This is a genomic window from Actinoplanes sp. NPDC023801, from assembly GCF_040639655.1.
In the GTDB taxonomy this organism is placed as follows: Bacteria; Actinomycetota; Actinomycetes; order Mycobacteriales; family Micromonosporaceae; genus Actinoplanes.
The window spans coordinates 1-16,485 of the sequence record NZ_JBFAAI010000055.1 but is presented as its reverse complement, the minus strand read 5'-3'; the positions used below and the strand labels follow the sequence as shown (position 1 = coordinate 16,485).

The 16,485-nt window shown below is 65.9% G+C and carries 5 protein-coding genes and 1 pseudogene; 5 read left to right on the top strand and 1 reads right to left on the bottom strand.

What is annotated here, in order from left to right:
* Positions 1-307 precede the first annotated feature (307 nt).
* The 5 genes from AB0G04_RS43535 to AB0G04_RS43515 are packed head-to-tail and all read left to right on the top strand — an operon-like array spanning position 308 to position 15,918.
* Positions 308-5,470 (top strand): DEAD/DEAH box helicase, encoded by a 5,163-nt coding sequence (locus AB0G04_RS43535; RefSeq protein ID WP_360996438.1) that lies wholly within the window; start codon positions 308-310, stop codon positions 5,468-5,470.
* Positions 5,467-8,361, top strand: a complete 2,895-nt coding sequence (locus tag AB0G04_RS43530; RefSeq protein WP_360996435.1) for a helicase-related protein — start codon at positions 5,467-5,469, stop codon at positions 8,359-8,361. The genes AB0G04_RS43535 and AB0G04_RS43530 overlap by 4 nt, the downstream gene beginning before the upstream one ends.
* Positions 8,358-12,494: a DNA methyltransferase gene (locus tag AB0G04_RS43525; RefSeq protein ID WP_360996432.1), complete on the top strand. Its 4,137-nt coding sequence runs from the start codon at positions 8,358-8,360 to the stop codon at positions 12,492-12,494. The genes AB0G04_RS43530 and AB0G04_RS43525 overlap by 4 nt, the downstream gene beginning before the upstream one ends.
* Entirely contained in the window at positions 12,491-14,737 is a 2,247-nt protein-coding gene (locus tag AB0G04_RS43520) for an AAA family ATPase (RefSeq protein ID WP_360996429.1), read from the top strand. The genes AB0G04_RS43525 and AB0G04_RS43520 overlap by 4 nt, the downstream gene beginning before the upstream one ends.
* On the top strand, positions 14,734-15,918 hold the full coding sequence (locus tag AB0G04_RS43515) for a restriction endonuclease (RefSeq protein WP_360996426.1): 1,185 nt from the start codon (positions 14,734-14,736) through the stop codon (positions 15,916-15,918). The genes AB0G04_RS43520 and AB0G04_RS43515 overlap by 4 nt, the downstream gene beginning before the upstream one ends.
* Positions 15,919-16,289: 371 nt before the next feature.
* On the opposite strand, the pseudogene AB0G04_RS43510 reads toward AB0G04_RS43515, so the two are convergent.
* Positions 16,290-16,485: pseudogene (locus AB0G04_RS43510) on the bottom strand (IS701 family transposase); the annotation flags it as partial.

Genomic DNA, 16,485 nt, shown 5'->3' with positions numbered 1-16,485 from the left:
AACGCCTTCGATCTCGCCTTCGAAGGACGACTCACCGCAGCCCGTAACTGACCTTCAACAACATCGAGTTACACCGTTTTCTTGACACTCCCGGCCAGCATCGAAGCTGGGCGGAGTGAGCGTTGGCAGGCTCTATTGGTCCCAGACATCCAGTCTCGATAGCGGAACGCTCTGACGCCACCTCAGCCATACGGTTGAGGTAGAGATAGACGAATCGCGTGCTTACCCTCGGTGGCGCTTTGCCTCTGGCGTGGTGTGATGTCTGATCCAATGAGTTGTGGCCACCGAAGCGGGCGGAAGGCGAGCCTTGGACGCATTCGCGGTTCATCGTCGACTGATCGAGGACTACCGCACCTTTAGCGAAGGCTTCGTGGATATCCACGACGAGCGGATCCGGACACGCGTAGAGGAGGAGAGCGCGCGGGGTGCGCAATGGCCAGCGCCTTGGTCATCGCTGAATCCGTCTTTCGAGTCCGGCGGCCGTGTTGATGACCTCGTTCGTGAGGGTTTACTTCACCAAGAGTGCGCACGGATCTTCCGGGTGAAGAAGGCGCTTGACGACGCTGGCTCGTCGCCGATTACCTTGCATCGCCATCAGAGTGACGCGGTGCGCGTGGCCAGTACCGGGTCGTCGTATGTGCTGACCACCGGCACGGGGTCGGGCAAGTCACTTGCCTACATGGTGCCGATCGTGGACCGGGTACTGCGGGAAGGATCTGGGCAGGGCGTTCGGGCGATCGTGGTCTACCCGATGAATGCCCTGGCGAACAGCCAGCGGGAGGAGATGCGGAAGTTCCTCGAGTTCGGGTACGAGGGCAGACCGCCGGTTACGTTCGCGAGATACACCGGTCAGGAGACTGAGGAGGAACGCCGCAACATCCTGCGCAACCCGCCGGACATCCTGCTCACCAACTACGTGATGCTGGAACTGGTGCTGACACGGCCCGACGAACGACGCCCGTTGGTCGAAGCCGCGCACAACCTGCGGTTTCTGGTGCTGGACGAACTGCACACCTACCGCGGTCGGCAGGGTGCGGACGTGGCGATGCTCGTACGCCGGGTTCGTGATGCCTGTGGTACCGGCCAGGCGCTGCAGTGTGTCGGCACATCGGCGACGATGGCCAACGCCAACACCGTCGCCCAGCAGCAGATCGAGGTGGCGGATGTTGCATCCCGCATCTTCGGAACACCGGTGACACCAGACCACGTGATCACCGAAACACTGGTGAGAGCGACCACCACACGCGGTGCCTCGGAGATGGAACTGGCTGCGGCCGTCGCCGCTCGGGGAGACGCCGAGGCTGACGACCCGGTGCTGCACGGCGGGTATGAGCGGCTCAGTGCGGACCCTCTCGCGTCCTGGATCGAGGACAACTTCGGTGTGGGCTCAGAGTTGGAGAGCGGCCGGTTGGTGCGCCAGGCGCCGAAGAAGGTCGACGAGGCAGCAGTCCTGTTGGCCGAGATCACCGAAAGACCTGCGGAGGAGTGCGCCACCGCGATCCGGGCGACGCTGTTGGCGGGGTCACGAGCCCGGGATCCGGAAACTGGACGCCCGCTGTTCGCGTTCCGGCTGCACCAGTTCCTGTCCAAGGGCGGAACGGTCTATTCCACCCTGGAACCCGTTTCGACCAGAGCGATCGAGACGACCTTTCAGGTCGTACTGCCGGGTAGCCCGGAACGGCGTTTGTACCCGCTGGCCTTCTGCCGTGAGTGTGGTCAGGAGTATCTGATCGTCCGGCGGGAGAGTCAGCTCAAGACGGCCGTCTTTCGGGCACGTCACGGCCTGCGGATCAACGATCGCGATGACGGCTACCTGTTCGTGTCGGCGGACCGGGAGTGGCCTGCCGACCCGGTCGCGGCCGGTCGTCTTCCGGCATCGTGGCTGGGGGCCGACGAGGCCGGTCATGCGATCGTGCCGGCCCGGCGGCGCGATGTGCCGGTCCGGTATCGAGCGGCGACCGACGGCACCGCTGAGCTGGCCGATACTGCCGGGGACAGCGCTGACGGGGTGATCGCGGCGTGGATGCCGGGAGCGTTCCGGTTCTGCCTACGGTGTGGGGTCTCGTACGAGCAGATTCGCAGTAACGAGTTCGGCAAGCTGGTCACTCTGGATCGCGAGGGCCGCAGCAGCGCGATGACGGTGGTGGCCGCGAGTATCGTCCGGGCGTTACGCGGTCAGCCGGAGGCCGCCTTGGGTCTCGACGCGCGGAAGCTGCTGACCTTCGTCGATAACCGGCAGGATGCCAGCCTTCAGGCGGGGCACTTCAACGACTTCGCGCTGGTGGTGCAACTGCGTGCCGCGCTGTATCGGGCCGTGAACCACGCCGGAGCAGATGGCGACGACGGCCTGGACCCGCTCGACATCGGTGTCAGGGTGACCCGGCGGTTGGGGCTGCAACCGGTCGACTTCGCGTTGGCGCCGAAGTCGCTGGATCTGCGAACCGCAGAACGTGCCCTGCGTGCGGTGGTGGAGTTCCGGGTCTTGCGCGACCTTCAGCGGGGCTGGCGGGTGACGCTGCCGAATCTGGAGCAGTCCGGGCTTCTCGTAATCGACTATCCGTTGCTGGTGCCGCTGTCGGAGCGGGACGAGGAGTGGGACGGCACGCACAAGCTGCTCGTCGAAGCCGAGCCAGGCCAGCGGTACGAGGTCATGCGCGTGCTGCTGGACGAGATGCGTCGGGTGTTGGCTGTCGATGCTGAGGCGTTGACGCCGGAGTTCGTGGACCGGTTACGCAGGTTGAGCCGCGAACATCTGACCGGGCTGTGGACCGTGCCGGAGACCGAGCCGGACCCGGTGATCGGGCTGGCCATCCCGGGCCGGGGCGGGCAGTACCGGCCCCGGCATGCGTTATTCCTGTCGGGGTTGGGCAGCTTCGGCCGCTGGCTGCGCCACAAGGACCGATTCGGCCAGTCACTGTCACCGGCGGTGGCCGACGACGTGATCGTGGCCTTGATGAAGCTGCTGGAGAAACACGGTGTGCTGGCAAGGATTGTGGAGCGTGGTGAGACCGCCTACCGGGTGAAGTCGTCGGCGATGCTGCTGCGTGCGGGTGATGGGAGGTCTGGGGCGCCGGATCCTGTTCGCCGCCGGTTCGAGGCCGATCAGCGCCCGAGGGTGGTGCCGTTCTTCCGGGATCTGTACCTCGATGTCGGCTCCCAACTCGCGGGGCTGCGAGCGGCGGAGCACACCGCACAGGTGCGTCAGGAGGTCCGGGAGGAGCGTGAGCACGAGTTCCGGGAGGGCACTCGGCTCCCGCTGCTGTTCTGTTCGCCGACCATGGAGCTCGGGGTCGACATCTCGTCGCTGAACGCGGTCGGGATGCGTAACGTGCCGCCGACGCCGGCGAACTACGCGCAGCGCAGCGGCCGGGCTGGGCGTTCTGGGCAGCCGGCGCTGGTCGTCACCTACTGTGCCAGCGGAAACAGTCATGACTCCTACTACTTCGAGCGTTCGCATCTCATGGTGTCCGGCCAGGTGCAGGCACCGCGTCTGGATCTGGCGAACGAGGACCTGATCCGTTCGCACGTGCACGCGGTGTGGATGGCCGAAACCGGTGTTCGGTTGGACCGATCGATGGCCGAGGTGCTGGCTCTGGATCTACCGCGACAACCGGTCCGGCCGGAGTTGGCGGCGAAGCTGCGGCTGCCCGAAGTCGGTACAGCGGCCCGCCGTGCTGCACAGGACCTGTTGCGTCCCTTGCACCCGGTGCTTGAGAAATCGGCCTGGTGGTCGCCGGATTGGGTGGACGAGGTGGTCGACGCGGCGTTCGACACCTTCGACGCGGCTTGCGGCCGGTGGCGCGATCTTTACACCACGGCCGACGCCGAGCGGCAGGCGGCGACAGAACTGGCCGCCGACGCGACGGTCTCCCGCCAGATCCGTGAGGACGCTGATCAGCGCTATCGGGAAGCACGCCAGCGCATCGAGCTGCTGTTGAATCAGTCCGACGATGCGGGGCAAAGCGACTTCTACACCTACCGGTACCTGGCGTCGGAGGGTTTCCTGCCGGGGTATTCCTTTCCCCGGCTGCCGCTGGCCGCCTACGTGCCCGGTAGCCGGGGACGTGGCAACACCTGGCTGCAACGGCCCCGCTTCCTGGCCGTCGCCGAGTTCGGGCCGGGCGCGCTGATCTACCACGAGGGCGCCCGCTATCAGGTGACCCGGATCAGTCTGCCCCGCGGTGGTGACGATCAGGGCAGCGGCGAGGTGGTACGCACCTCTGCCCGGATCTGTGACGCGTGCGGCTATCACCACCCCCGCCAGGTCGGTTTCGATGTCTGCGAGAACTGCGGCCAACGACTCGAGACGGCCTGGAACGACCTGCTGCAGATGCAGACGGTGATCACCCGGCGGCGTGAGCGGATCAGTGCGGACGAGGAAGAACGCAACCGGATCGGCTTCGAGCTGCGTACCACCTACCGATTCGTGCCACGCGGCGGTCGACCAGGACGGCTCGTAGCCGAGGTCCTCACCCCCGACATGATGCCGGTGGCGACGTTGGCATACGGCGACGCCGCCGAAATCCGGGTGACCAACCTCGGACGTCGCGCCCGTAAGAACAAGGACAGCCACGGTTTCTGGCTCGACCTGGTGAAGGGACGCTGGCTGTCGGACAAGGAGGGCAACGCTGAGGCGGAACCAGCCGACGACGAGATGGAAGCGGGCTACGAGGACGTCAACCGAAAGGCCAAGATCACTCCGTACGTGGAGGATCGCCGCAACATCATGGTGCTCCGGTGGGCCGAGCCGGTCAGCGACGAGGAAGCCATCACCCTGCAGTACGCCGTCGAGCGGGGCATCGAGGCGGTGTTCCAACTGGAGGACGCCGAGCTGTCCAGCGAACTTCTACCGGACGCCGACGACCGGGGCCGGGTCCTGCTGGTCGAGGCAGCCGAGGGCGGAGCTGGGGTGCTGCGCAGGCTGCAGTCCGAGCCGGAAGCTATGCGCAATGTCGCCGTCAAGGCACTGGACATCATCCATGTCGAACACCTGACCGGGGCCGAGAAGGACGGTGCCTGTGTACGGGGTTGTTATCGATGCCTGCTGTCGTACGGCAACCAGCTCGTCCACGAACAGATTGACCGCAGACTCATCGTCTCGGCCCTACGACGCCTCGCCGAGGCGAGCACCCACCCCGTTGACGGTCAGCCGGCCGCCAATACCGTTGGCGATGATGACCAACATGTCGCCGTGTCAGGCAGCTTCCGCGAGCTGCTAAAGCTACTACAGGACCACGGATACCTGTTGCCTACCGAAACGGACGTAGACATCGAAGGCACCAAGGTCGACTGGGTGTACTCCCACGCTGCAGTACCGACCGCCGTCCTCATCGACTACGAAGGACACGGCACCAGAGACACCACTCCCCTCACCTTCGGAGGCTGGAACGTGATCCGCATCGACGCGAACGGCGACGTACTCGACGTTGTCCGCGCCAACCCGGGAGTCTTCGGCGAGGCCGCCCGATGACCGCCGCCTCCTCGCCGGTGCATCTGGGCTTCCCGATCGGCTCGTTGGTCAGCGCCCGCGGCCGGGAGTGGGTGGTGCTGCCCGGCAGCGACCCCGAGTTCTTGATCCTGAGGCCGCTGGCCGGCGGCGACGCGGACATCGCGGGAGTCTTCGTCGCCGAAGGCGTCACGCATGCCACCTTCTCAGCACCGGATGCGACCGATCTGGGTGACGACCGCAGCGCCCGGCTGCTCCGCGACGCTCTGCGCATTGGCTTCCGCGCCAGCGGCGGCCCGTTCCGCAGTATCGCCTCCCTCGCCGTCGACCCGCGCCCGTACCAGCTCGTTCCGCTGTTGCTCGCGCTCCGGCAGGAGGTCACCCGGTTGTTGATCGCCGACGACGTCGGCATCGGCAAAACCGTCGAGGCCGCTCTCGTCGCTGCCGAGTTGATCGCGCAGGGCAGCGCCCGCCGGATGACCGTGCTGTGCCCGCCCAGCCTCGCTGAGCAGTGGCAGTTGGAGCTTCAGGCGAAGTTCGGCATCGCGGCCGAGCCGGTCTTACCCGGCACGGTCCGCCGGCTGGAACGCGGCCTGGAATACGGGCAGTCGATCTTCGAGCGGTACCCCTACACGATTGTCTCCACCGACTACATCAAGTCCGACATGCGCCGTGACGACTTCCTGCGAGCCGCACCTGAGCTGGTCATCGTGGATGAGGCGCACGCGTGCGTCAGCGACGAAACCGGTGCCGGCGGGCGAGGCCGCACCCAGCGCTACCGGCTACTCAAGGATCTCGCCGCCGACACAGATCGGCACCTGATCCTGGTGACGGCGACCCCACACAGCGGCAAGGAGGAAACCTTCCGCAACCTGATCGGCCTTCTCGACCCGGCCCTGCACGACATCGACCTGGCCGGCGAGACCGGCCGCCGCGCCTTGGCATCGCGCCTGGTGCAACGCCGCCGCGCCGACATCCGCGAGTATCTCGGTGCCGATACGAAGTTCCCATCGGACCGGGCCACCGACGAACGCACCTACGAACTGTCGCCGCAGTACCGGACCCTGCTCGATGACGTCCTCAACTACGTTCAGGGACAGATCACCGATCAGAGCGGCAGCCGCGTGCAGCAGCGAATCCGGTGGTGGTCCGCACTGTCACTGCTCCGGTCGCTTGCCTCCTCCCCCGCCGCCGCAGCAGCCACCCTCGCGACGCGCGCCTCATCCGCCACCGCCACCACAGAACAGGCCGCCGACACCACCGGCGCTGCCCAGGTACTCGACCTGATGAACGACGACGCGCTCGACGTCGCCGACGCAGTGCCTGGAGCAATCGTCGACAACAACGCCGGAAGCACCGCGGACCGTTTGAAGGACCTACGCGACCAGGCCTTGGCCGTCGCACTGGAACCCGACGCCAAACGGCGCACCGGCCTGGACACCAAGCTCGCGTTGGTGACGGCCACCGTCAAACAGTTGCTGAAGGACGGCTTCCACCCGATCGTGTTCTGCCGGTTCATCCCGACCGCCCACTACCTCGGCGACCACCTGACCGAAGCCTTCCCGAAAGCCGTCGTCGAGGTGGTCACCGGGGAGCTACCGCCCGAAGACCGTGCCGCCCGCGTCCGCGACCTGGCTGAACGGGCCGGTACCACCAACAAGATTCTCATCGCCACCGACTGCCTCTCCGAAGGCGTCAACCTGCAGCACGACTTCCAGGCAGTGGTCCACTATGACCTGGCCTGGAACCCCACCCGCCACGAACAACGCGAAGGCCGCGTCGACCGGTTCGGACAGCCCCGCGACGTCGTCCGCGCTGTCACGCTCTATGGCGCCGACAACGTCATCGACCGGCTCGTCATGGACGTCCTGATCCGCAAGCACGAGGCAATCCGCCGCGACCTCGGCATCAGCGTCCCAGTACCGGCCACCAGCGACCAGGTCCTCACCGCGCTACTGGACGGGGTCATGAAACGCGGCAACACCTACGTTCAGGAAGCCCTCGACTTCGGCCTACCCGAAGCCCAGCAACTCGAATTCGAGTGGCAGAGCAGCGCCGAAGCCGAACGCCGCAGCCGCAGCCGCTACGCCCACCACACCATCCGCCCCGACGACGTACGCCGTGAAGTCGAGGCCATGCGAGCCGCACTCGGCAGCCCCGACGACGTCGCCGGGTTCGTCACCAACGCCCTCCAAGAGTGTGGCGGCATCCTCACCCGTGAGCCGTACGGCTTCACCGTCGAACCCACCGTCCTGCCCGTCGGTTTGCGCGACGCCCTCGGTCAACCGGCCAAAGCCGTACCTTTCCACCGGGACCTGCCTGCCCCGCGGGGCGCTGCCGTGCTGACCCGCACCGACAGCACCTCGGCAGCCATCGCCCGCTACGTCCTCGATGCGGCCCTCGACCCGGCACTACCCGCCGCGGCGCGGCCGGCACGACGCTGCGGAGTCATCGTCACCAACGCAGTCACCACCCCGACCGTGCTGCTGCTGACCCGCGTCCGCGCCAACCTCACCCTTCCTGGGCGCTACGGCCCACACACCCAGGTCGCCGAGGAAGCCCGCCCGCTCGCGTTTACCGGCATGCCCTCCGATCCCCAGTGGCTGACCCCGGAAGCCGTCGAAGCGCTACTCAGCGCCAGACCCGACCACAACCTCAGCCCCGATATCGCCCGCAACATCATGACCGGGATCCTCGCCGCCCTGCCCGCCATCACCGGCCATCTCGACCGGATCGCCCACGAACTCGCCGCCTCCCTACGAGACGCCCACGTCCGGGTTCGCACCGCCGCCCGCGGCGACCGGGCCGGCGCACTGAGCATTCGCGGCCTGATGGTCGAGCCCCAACTACCCGTCGACGTCCTCGGCGTCTACCTCTACCGACCGGCACCCACGACAACGGGAGCACACGCGTGAGCAGTCCCGGACTCCAGGCCATCCACGCCGTCGGCGGTGTCGTCCCACCGGGCCTGCTCGCCCGCATCCAAGCCGGGGAACTCAAAGATCCCGCCGGGCTCGCCCCGGCCTCCTACCACCTCATCGGCCGAGAGACCGTCCGCGACGCCGCCAGCCGCGCCTGGTCCTACCTACGCAGCGCCTGGACCGCCTGGCGCGAGCACACCGCCACCCAGCCACCAGGCGCTCACGGAACCACCGCTGCCCAACAACGCTGGCTACTGGTCCTGTTGCGCGAACTCGGCTACGGCCAGGTCCCCGCCCTGCCCGGCGGGTACACGATCGACGACCGCAACTACCCGGTCACCCATGCCTGGCAGCACGTACCGATCCACCTGCTCGGACCCACCGCAGACCTCAACCACCGCAACCCCGACCTACCCGGCGCCACCCGCGCACCCCAGGCCATGCTGCAGGAACTCCTCAACCGCAGCGACAAACACCTCTGGGGCATTCTGTCCAACGGCCTGCGGCTTCGGCTGCTGCGTGACTCCACCGCCCTCGCCGGATCCGCCTACTTGGAGTTCGACCTCGAAGCCATCTTCGACGGCGAGCTGTACCCCGAGTTCCTACTTCTCTGGCAGCTCTGTCATGTCTCCCGCCTCGAACAGCGGCCCGACGACAACGGCACCCTCGCCCCGGTCAACTGCTGGCTCGAAATCTGGCGCGGCGAAGCCGCCGAAGCAGGAACCCGGCTCCTCGACAGGCTCCGCGATGGAGTCGCGGACGCCATCGCGGCGCTCGGCACGGGCTTCATCCGTCACCCTGCCAACCAGCCGCTGATCACCGCCTTACGCGACGGACACCTCACTACCGCCCAATACCACCGGGCCCTGCTCCGCCTCGTCTACCGCCTGCTGTTCTGCTTCGTAGCCGAAGACCGCGACGCCCTTCTCCACCCCGACGCAACCGCCCAGGCACGCGAGCGCTACCAGCAGTACTTCTCCACCGCCCGGCTACGGCGGCTGTCCCGCAGCCGGGCCGGCAGCCCGCACCCCGACCTGTGGCAGGCCCAGCGCCTCGTACTACGCGCTCTCGGCGGCGACGGACACCCCGGCCTCGGCCTACCCGCCCTCGCCGGCCTATTCGACCCCGACCCCCATCTGCCCAGGCTCGACGGCCTGGACATCGACCCGCTGCTCGGCTGCGAACTCACCAACGAAAACCTGCTCACCGCCATCCGCAGGCTCGCCTGGGTCGCACTACCCGGACAGCGAATCCAACCCGTCGACTACCGCAACCTCGGCGCGGAAGAACTCGGCAGCGTCTACGAATCGCTACTGGAGCTGGTCCCCCGACTCGACCTCAGCGACCGGGCTTTCCGGCTCGTCACCATCTCCGGCAACGACCGCAAGACCACCGGCTCGTACTACACACCGCCCAGCCTCGTCTCCGCCCTACTCGACACAGCGCTCGACCCGCTACTCGACGAGGCCATCATCGGCGCCGCGGGCACCGCTGACGCGGAAAAGCGGCTACTGGCCCTGACCGTCTGCGACCCCGCCTGCGGCTCCGGGCACTTCCTCGTCGCCGCGGCCCGCCGCATCGCCCGCCGTCTCGCCCAGGTCCGCTCCGGCGACGACGAACCTACGCCCGCTCAAGTGCAGCACGCGCTGCGCGAGGTCGCTGGTAGCTGCATCTACGGCGTGGACCTCAACGACCTCGCTGCCGAACTCGCCAAGGTTTCCCTCTGGATGGAAGCCCTCGAACCGGGAAAGCCTCTCGGGTTCCTGGACGCCCGCATCCGCATCGGCAACTCCCTGCTCGGCGCCACGCCGGCTCTACTGCACGGAGATGTTCCCGACGGTGCCTTCAAGGAACTCGAAGGCGACGACAAGACGACCGCTGCCGCCGTCCGTAAGAACAACAAGGCCCAGGCGACCGTTCGGGTGGCGATCCAAGCTGGCAACGAGCGTGGTTACGCCCAGGACGCCTTCGTCTTCAGCACTGGACCAGACGTCTCCAATGCCGAACTCGCAGCGCAACGAGCTGCGTTGCTCGCCCTCCCCGACGACGTTAACGCGATCCGGGCACAGGCCGCACGCTGGGAAAAACACGAACAGTCAAACGCCTACCAGGCCAAACGCCGCCACGCCGACACCTGGTGCGCCGCGTTCGTCTGGCCGATGCCCGCCCGCGTCCCCGGCACCCCATATCCGGTACCCGAACCACCCACCAACGCCATCATGCGCGCCATCGCCGCCAGCCCGCTCGATCCGGCCAACGACCAATTCACCGGGTACGCCCAGTACCTCGCCACGCGGTACCGCTTCTTCCACTGGCACCTCGAATTCCCCGAGATCTTCCAGGTAAGCGAGAGCACGATCGATACCGCCGCTCAGGGGTGGGACGGCGGGTTCTCCTGCATCTTGGGCAACCCGCCCTGGGAGCGGATCAAGCTGCAGGAGAAGGAGTTCTTCGCCGCGCGGCACCCCGACATCGCCACAGCCACCAACGCGGCGGCCCGCAAGAGGCTCATCGCGGCGCTCCGGATCTCAGACAGCACCGCCGACCAGACGTTGCACCAGGAGTGGACGGCCGCGCTGCGAAACTCCGACGGTGCCAGTGCCCTGATCCGCGAGTCGGGCCGTTACCCACTGACCGCCACCGGAGACATCAACACCTACGCGATCTTTGCCGAATCCGCACGGACCATCATGAGTCCGCACGGTCGGCTCGGCATCATCGTCCCTACCGGCATCGCCACCGACTCGACCACGCAGCGGTACTTCCGTGACATCGTCGAACACCGCAGCCTCGTCGCCCTGTACGACTTCGAAAACGAGGATAAAGTCTTCCCGAACGTGCACAACCAGTATCGATTCGCGCTGATCGCACTTTCCGGCGGCAAGTCGGGGCAAGCGACCCTGGCATTCCGGGCCCGGCAGACCACCCAGATCCCTGAGCGCTCGTACACGATCACGCCCGACGAGATCATGCTCTTGAACCCGAACACCGGCACCTGCCCTGTCTTCGTGTCACGCCGCGACGCCGAGATCACCATCGGCATCTACCGGCGCACCAAGGTGCTCTGGAAGACCAGCGGAGGCGAAGACAATCCTTGGCAATTATCGTTCCTTCGAATGCTCGACATGGCTACCGACTCAAAATACTTCATCGATGAAGGGAGAGCAGAAGCGGAAGGCTGGCAGCGCACAGGAAACCGCTGGAAGCGCGGCCAGGAGACCCTGCTACCGCTCTACGAAGCCAAAATGACCCACCACTACGACCACCGATTCTCGACCTACGAAGGTGCCACACAAGAGCAGTTGAACAAGGGAACCTTGCCTCGGCTCAGCGATGCCGCACACAACGACCCATCAATCGGCGTCCAGCCCCGTTACTGGGTACCCGAATCCTTGGTTGAGGAGAGGCTGGTCGGCGAGTTTTCCCAAGGTGTACGCGGCTGGCCGCACGGCTGGCTCCTCGGGTGGCGGAACATCGCTCGAAGCGTAGACGAGAGAACAATTATTGCTTCACTTACGCCACGAGTTGGAATTGGCCATTCTTTTCCACTAATTCTTTCCCGTCGTGAACCACAGATGAATGCATGCCTTCTCGCCAACCTCTCTTCACTCTGCGCCGACTACGTGATGCGCCAAAAACTGGCTGGATCAAACGTTACATATCTATACCTAAAACAGCTAGCGACTATACCCCCAGAATTCTATGCAAACAAAATTCCGTGGCTGTGCAGCCAGGAGAATGCCATGTTCTGGGTACAATCACGCGTGCTCGAACTGAGCTACACAACGTACGAAATGGAGCGGTTCGCGGCCGACTTAGGCGACGACGGGCCGCCGTTCATCTGGGATCGGACGCGCCGGGATTCTCTACGTGCGGAACTCGACGCCGCTTACTTTCACTTTTACGGTATGGAACGTGACGACGTCTTTTATGTACTCGATACCTTCAAGGTAGTTCGCGAGCGGGAAGAAAAGACTTATGGCGAGTACCGCACCAAGCGAATGATCATGGAGATCTTTGACGCCATGCAGGACGCCATGGCTACTGGGGCCCCGTATGTCACGAGGTTGGATCCGCCGCCGGGTGCCGGTGCCCGACACGCGGCCCTGAAGGAGAGCTTCGGATGAGCGCGGACGGGCTCATTACCCCGGCGCGGCAGGATGATCTCGTCCGCAAGGTCGGCCGCAGCTTGCTGGAGCTGGGCTTACTCCAGGGGAAGTCGTTGTTCACGACAGATCGCCGTATCTGGACCGCCGAGACCACCGCCGAACTACACCGCCACTACAACCAGCAACTCGACACGGGCAAGGATCCGTTTCTGGTCAAGCTCCGCCGTCAGCTCTCTGGCGCTTCCGACCCGGCCATCCAGCTCGCGGCGGAACTGCTGACCCTGCAAGGGCTGCCTCTGCTCAACCTGACCGCCGCCACACTGCACGCGCGGATCACCGAAGTGCTGAGCTGGATGCGTGAGCCCGTCGAAATCCCCGAACATGTACGGGCCGCCTTTACCGAAGGCACGTGGAATGGCGGCACCGGCGCACACACCATGCTGTGGAAGTGGCTGATCGACGCGGTCAACTTCCTCGACAACTGGTGGCAAGTCCCTCAGCCGCAGCAGGCCGGAGCGTTCGCCGATCCGTGGGCGTGGCAAGACGCCGTCTATGAGCACCGCTTCATGCCATCGCTACGCGAGGAACTGCTGTACCTGGCGTTCCCGACCCATTTCCTACCAATTCTGAGCATCGCTGACAAGAAGGCGATCCGCGACACGTTCCTCGCCCAGGGCGAACGGTCCTCCGGTGACCTCAACCGAGACCTGTTCACCATCACCACCCGCATCGAACAACAGACCGGCCAGCCGGTCGACTACTACCAGCCTCCGTTCGTCGCCCAATGGCGCAAGCAGGCCGAACGACCGCCAGGCGAGCGTCGGGCATGGCTCGTACGTCCTCGGCAGGGCGGTTCTGACCTGGTGGACAGGTGGCAGACGGAGTCATTCGTGTCACTGGCCGCGACCCATCTGAGCGAGACGCCACCGGGAGCATCACGCGCTGAGGTCCGGACCGCGGTGGAAGCCGGCTACCAGCACTTGGACTACGCCCAACGGATGAGCCTGGCCACCGAGTACCACGCCTTCCTGTCGCAGATGGCCGTCGACGACATCGTCGTCACCCTCCTCGATGATCACCTGTACGGCGGGATCCTCGACGGCGACGCCGAATACAGCCCGGACGACAGCGGCGCTCGCCTACGTCGGTCCACGGCGTGGCTGACTCACGAACCGATCGGTATCGACACACTGCCGGCACCGCTGCCCGCCGAACTCGACCAGCAGGGCACCGTCGTCGATCTGACCGGCGCGCTGGAACTGCTCGCCAACTTGATCGGTGCCGATGCCGACAACGAGATCACGCCGGAGCCGGATGCCACCGAGCGGCCGCAGCCGACGTCGCAGGCCGTCCCGAAGCTGACCGCGGCCACCGACGCGCTCGCCGCCCGGCTCCACATCGACCGGGCCTGGCTACAGGATCTGATCGAGGTGTGGCAGGACCGCTCCCAGATCGTCCTCTACGGCCCGCCCGGCACCGGCAAGACCTACCTCGCGCGAGCTATCGCGGCCCACGTCGCCGACCGCGACGCGGTGCGGCTGGTGCAGTTCCACCCTTCGTACGCGTACGAAGACTTCTTCGAGGGTTTCCGGCCGGTCGAAGGCGCCGACTCCGGCACGGTCAGCTTCGCCAAGACGCCCGGCCCGCTGCGGGAGATCGCCGCCGAGGCCCGCAACAATCCGGACCAGCCGTACGTGCTGATCGTCGACGAGATCAACCGGGCGAACCTGGCCAAGGTCTTCGGCGAGTTGTACTTCCTGCTGGAGTACCGCCACGCCACCGTACGGCTGCAGTACTCCCCGTCCGAGGCGTTCAACCTACCGCCCAACGTGTTCATCATCGGCACCATGAACACCGCCGACCGGTCGATCGCGCTGGTCGACGCCGCAATCCGACGCCGGTTCGCCTTCATCGAGCTGCACCCCGACGAACCGCCGGTCCGCGACGTACTCAGCAATTGGCTGACCGCCAACGGCCAGGACGACGACGAACGCGCCGCCCTGCTCGCCGCCCTCAACGACAGCATCGACGACGAGCAGGACCACGACTTCAAGATTGGCCCGTCGTACCTGATGCGGCCGAACCTCGACACCGAGGCCGCCCTCGAACGGGTCTGGCGTTACGACCTGATGCCGCTGCTGGAGGAGCACTACTACGGCCGGCTCAGCCGAGCCCAGATCCGAAACCGTTTCGGGCTCGGCGCCATCCGATCCCGAATGGCACCGCCGCCAACGGTCGACCCCGAAACACCCGAACCATGACCGACCCACCCGTCGATCTCGACGAACTCAACACCAAAGGGGTACGCCGACAACTCGACGACCACATCGCCAGCGCGCTCAGCAGCACCGGGCTGGTGGACGTACGCCCCGATGGCGGCAACTGGTGGCACCTGATACCCACCGGCAAGGTAGGCGCGGTCCGAATCGGTGACCTCGACGTCCAGGTACGGCCGAAAACCGGCATCGCCCGGCTGCTGTTCCTGCTCGGCTACGCCCTCGACCCCGGGTTCCGCCCCGAAGACGTAACCGCCGTCGCGGAACCAGACCTTTGGCCCGCGCTCGCCGAGTCGCTGATCCGCCAAGCCGAACGCGCCCTTGCCCCCGGTGTTCTACAGGGCTACGTGTCTGTCGACGAGGCACTCCCGTTGGTCCGCGGCCGTATCCGTTTCGCCGACCAGTTCACCCGACGCCCCGGGATGCTGCTACCCATCGAGGTCCGTTACGACGAGTACGCCGCAGACATTGCCGAAAACCGGATCCTGCGCACCGCCCTGCGCCGGATGGCGGCCGTGCCTCGCCTACCTGCCCGAGCGCGAGCCCGGCTCACCCACCTCGACGGCCGGCTCGACGGCGTCCAGGTCCTTCCTGCCAGAACACCGCTGCCGTCCTGGCGACCCAGCCGGCTCAACGAGCGCTACGTCGCCGCGCTGAGACTCGCCGAGATCGTCCTGCGGTACCAGTCCGCCGAACCCGGCCCCGGCAACCTGACGATCGCGGCGTTCGTCGTCAACATGGCCAAGGTGTTCGAAGACTTCGTCACCATCGCACTACGCGAAGCCCTGGCTTCGTACCCTGGCCACACCGCCGGGCAATACCAGGATCACCTCGACACCCACCGCAGTATCCCGATCAGACCCGACGTCGTCCACCTCATCAATCAACGACCAGTCGCCGTCTTTGACGCCAAATACAAGCTCGAAGGCCCGAACTCGCGATACCCAAACGCCGACGCGTACCAGATGCTGGCCTATTGCACAGCGCTCGATCTTGCCACTGGCTGGCTGGTCTACGCTCAGGGCAAAGCCCCATCCCGTCGGCGTGTCCGCCACACCGGCATCGACATCGTGCACCACCCGTTGGACTTGACCCGCGACCCCCATTTGATTCTCGCTGATATTGACAGAGTCGCTCGCAATGGGCTGGATTCGCGGATGCACTAAGGATTCCCCCAACGCATGGGAACCCCTCCAACTAGATAAGTGATGACAATCTGCGTTACAGGCCGCCGGATGGGGCTTCGCTAGGATCACCCGCTCATCGCACCATAAGCGGCATTCGGGGCAGCCGTCGACCCGCGGCGATTGGGATGACGATCGGCGAAGCCGAGCCGGAGGGGCCAGCCGCCGACTTCGTCATACGAATCTTCAGCGCGTTCGGCTAGGTGGTGTGCTGTACCCCAGGCTCGCCACCCCGCCGCGTTCCCGAAACCTCCGACCATCGCGGCTCATTGCGCGACGTTGGCCTCACCCACTAGAAACGTGGGGCCCTCTGCCGCCCAGTGATCCGCCGCCACCAGCGGACTTTAGGCTGCCTAATAGTGCTTTGTTAGGTCGGCACGGGTTGGTGGCAGTGTGGGCAGAAACCGAGCCAGGTGCTGAGTTGGTATTGCAGGTGCCGTAGGACGGCGTAGAAGCTCAGGGCTGCCCTGCTGCTTTTGGGTCGGTCAGCCGTAGCTGGGTGAGGAACAGCTGAGCGGCGGTGGCAAGGGTGACGTGGCGGTGCCAGCC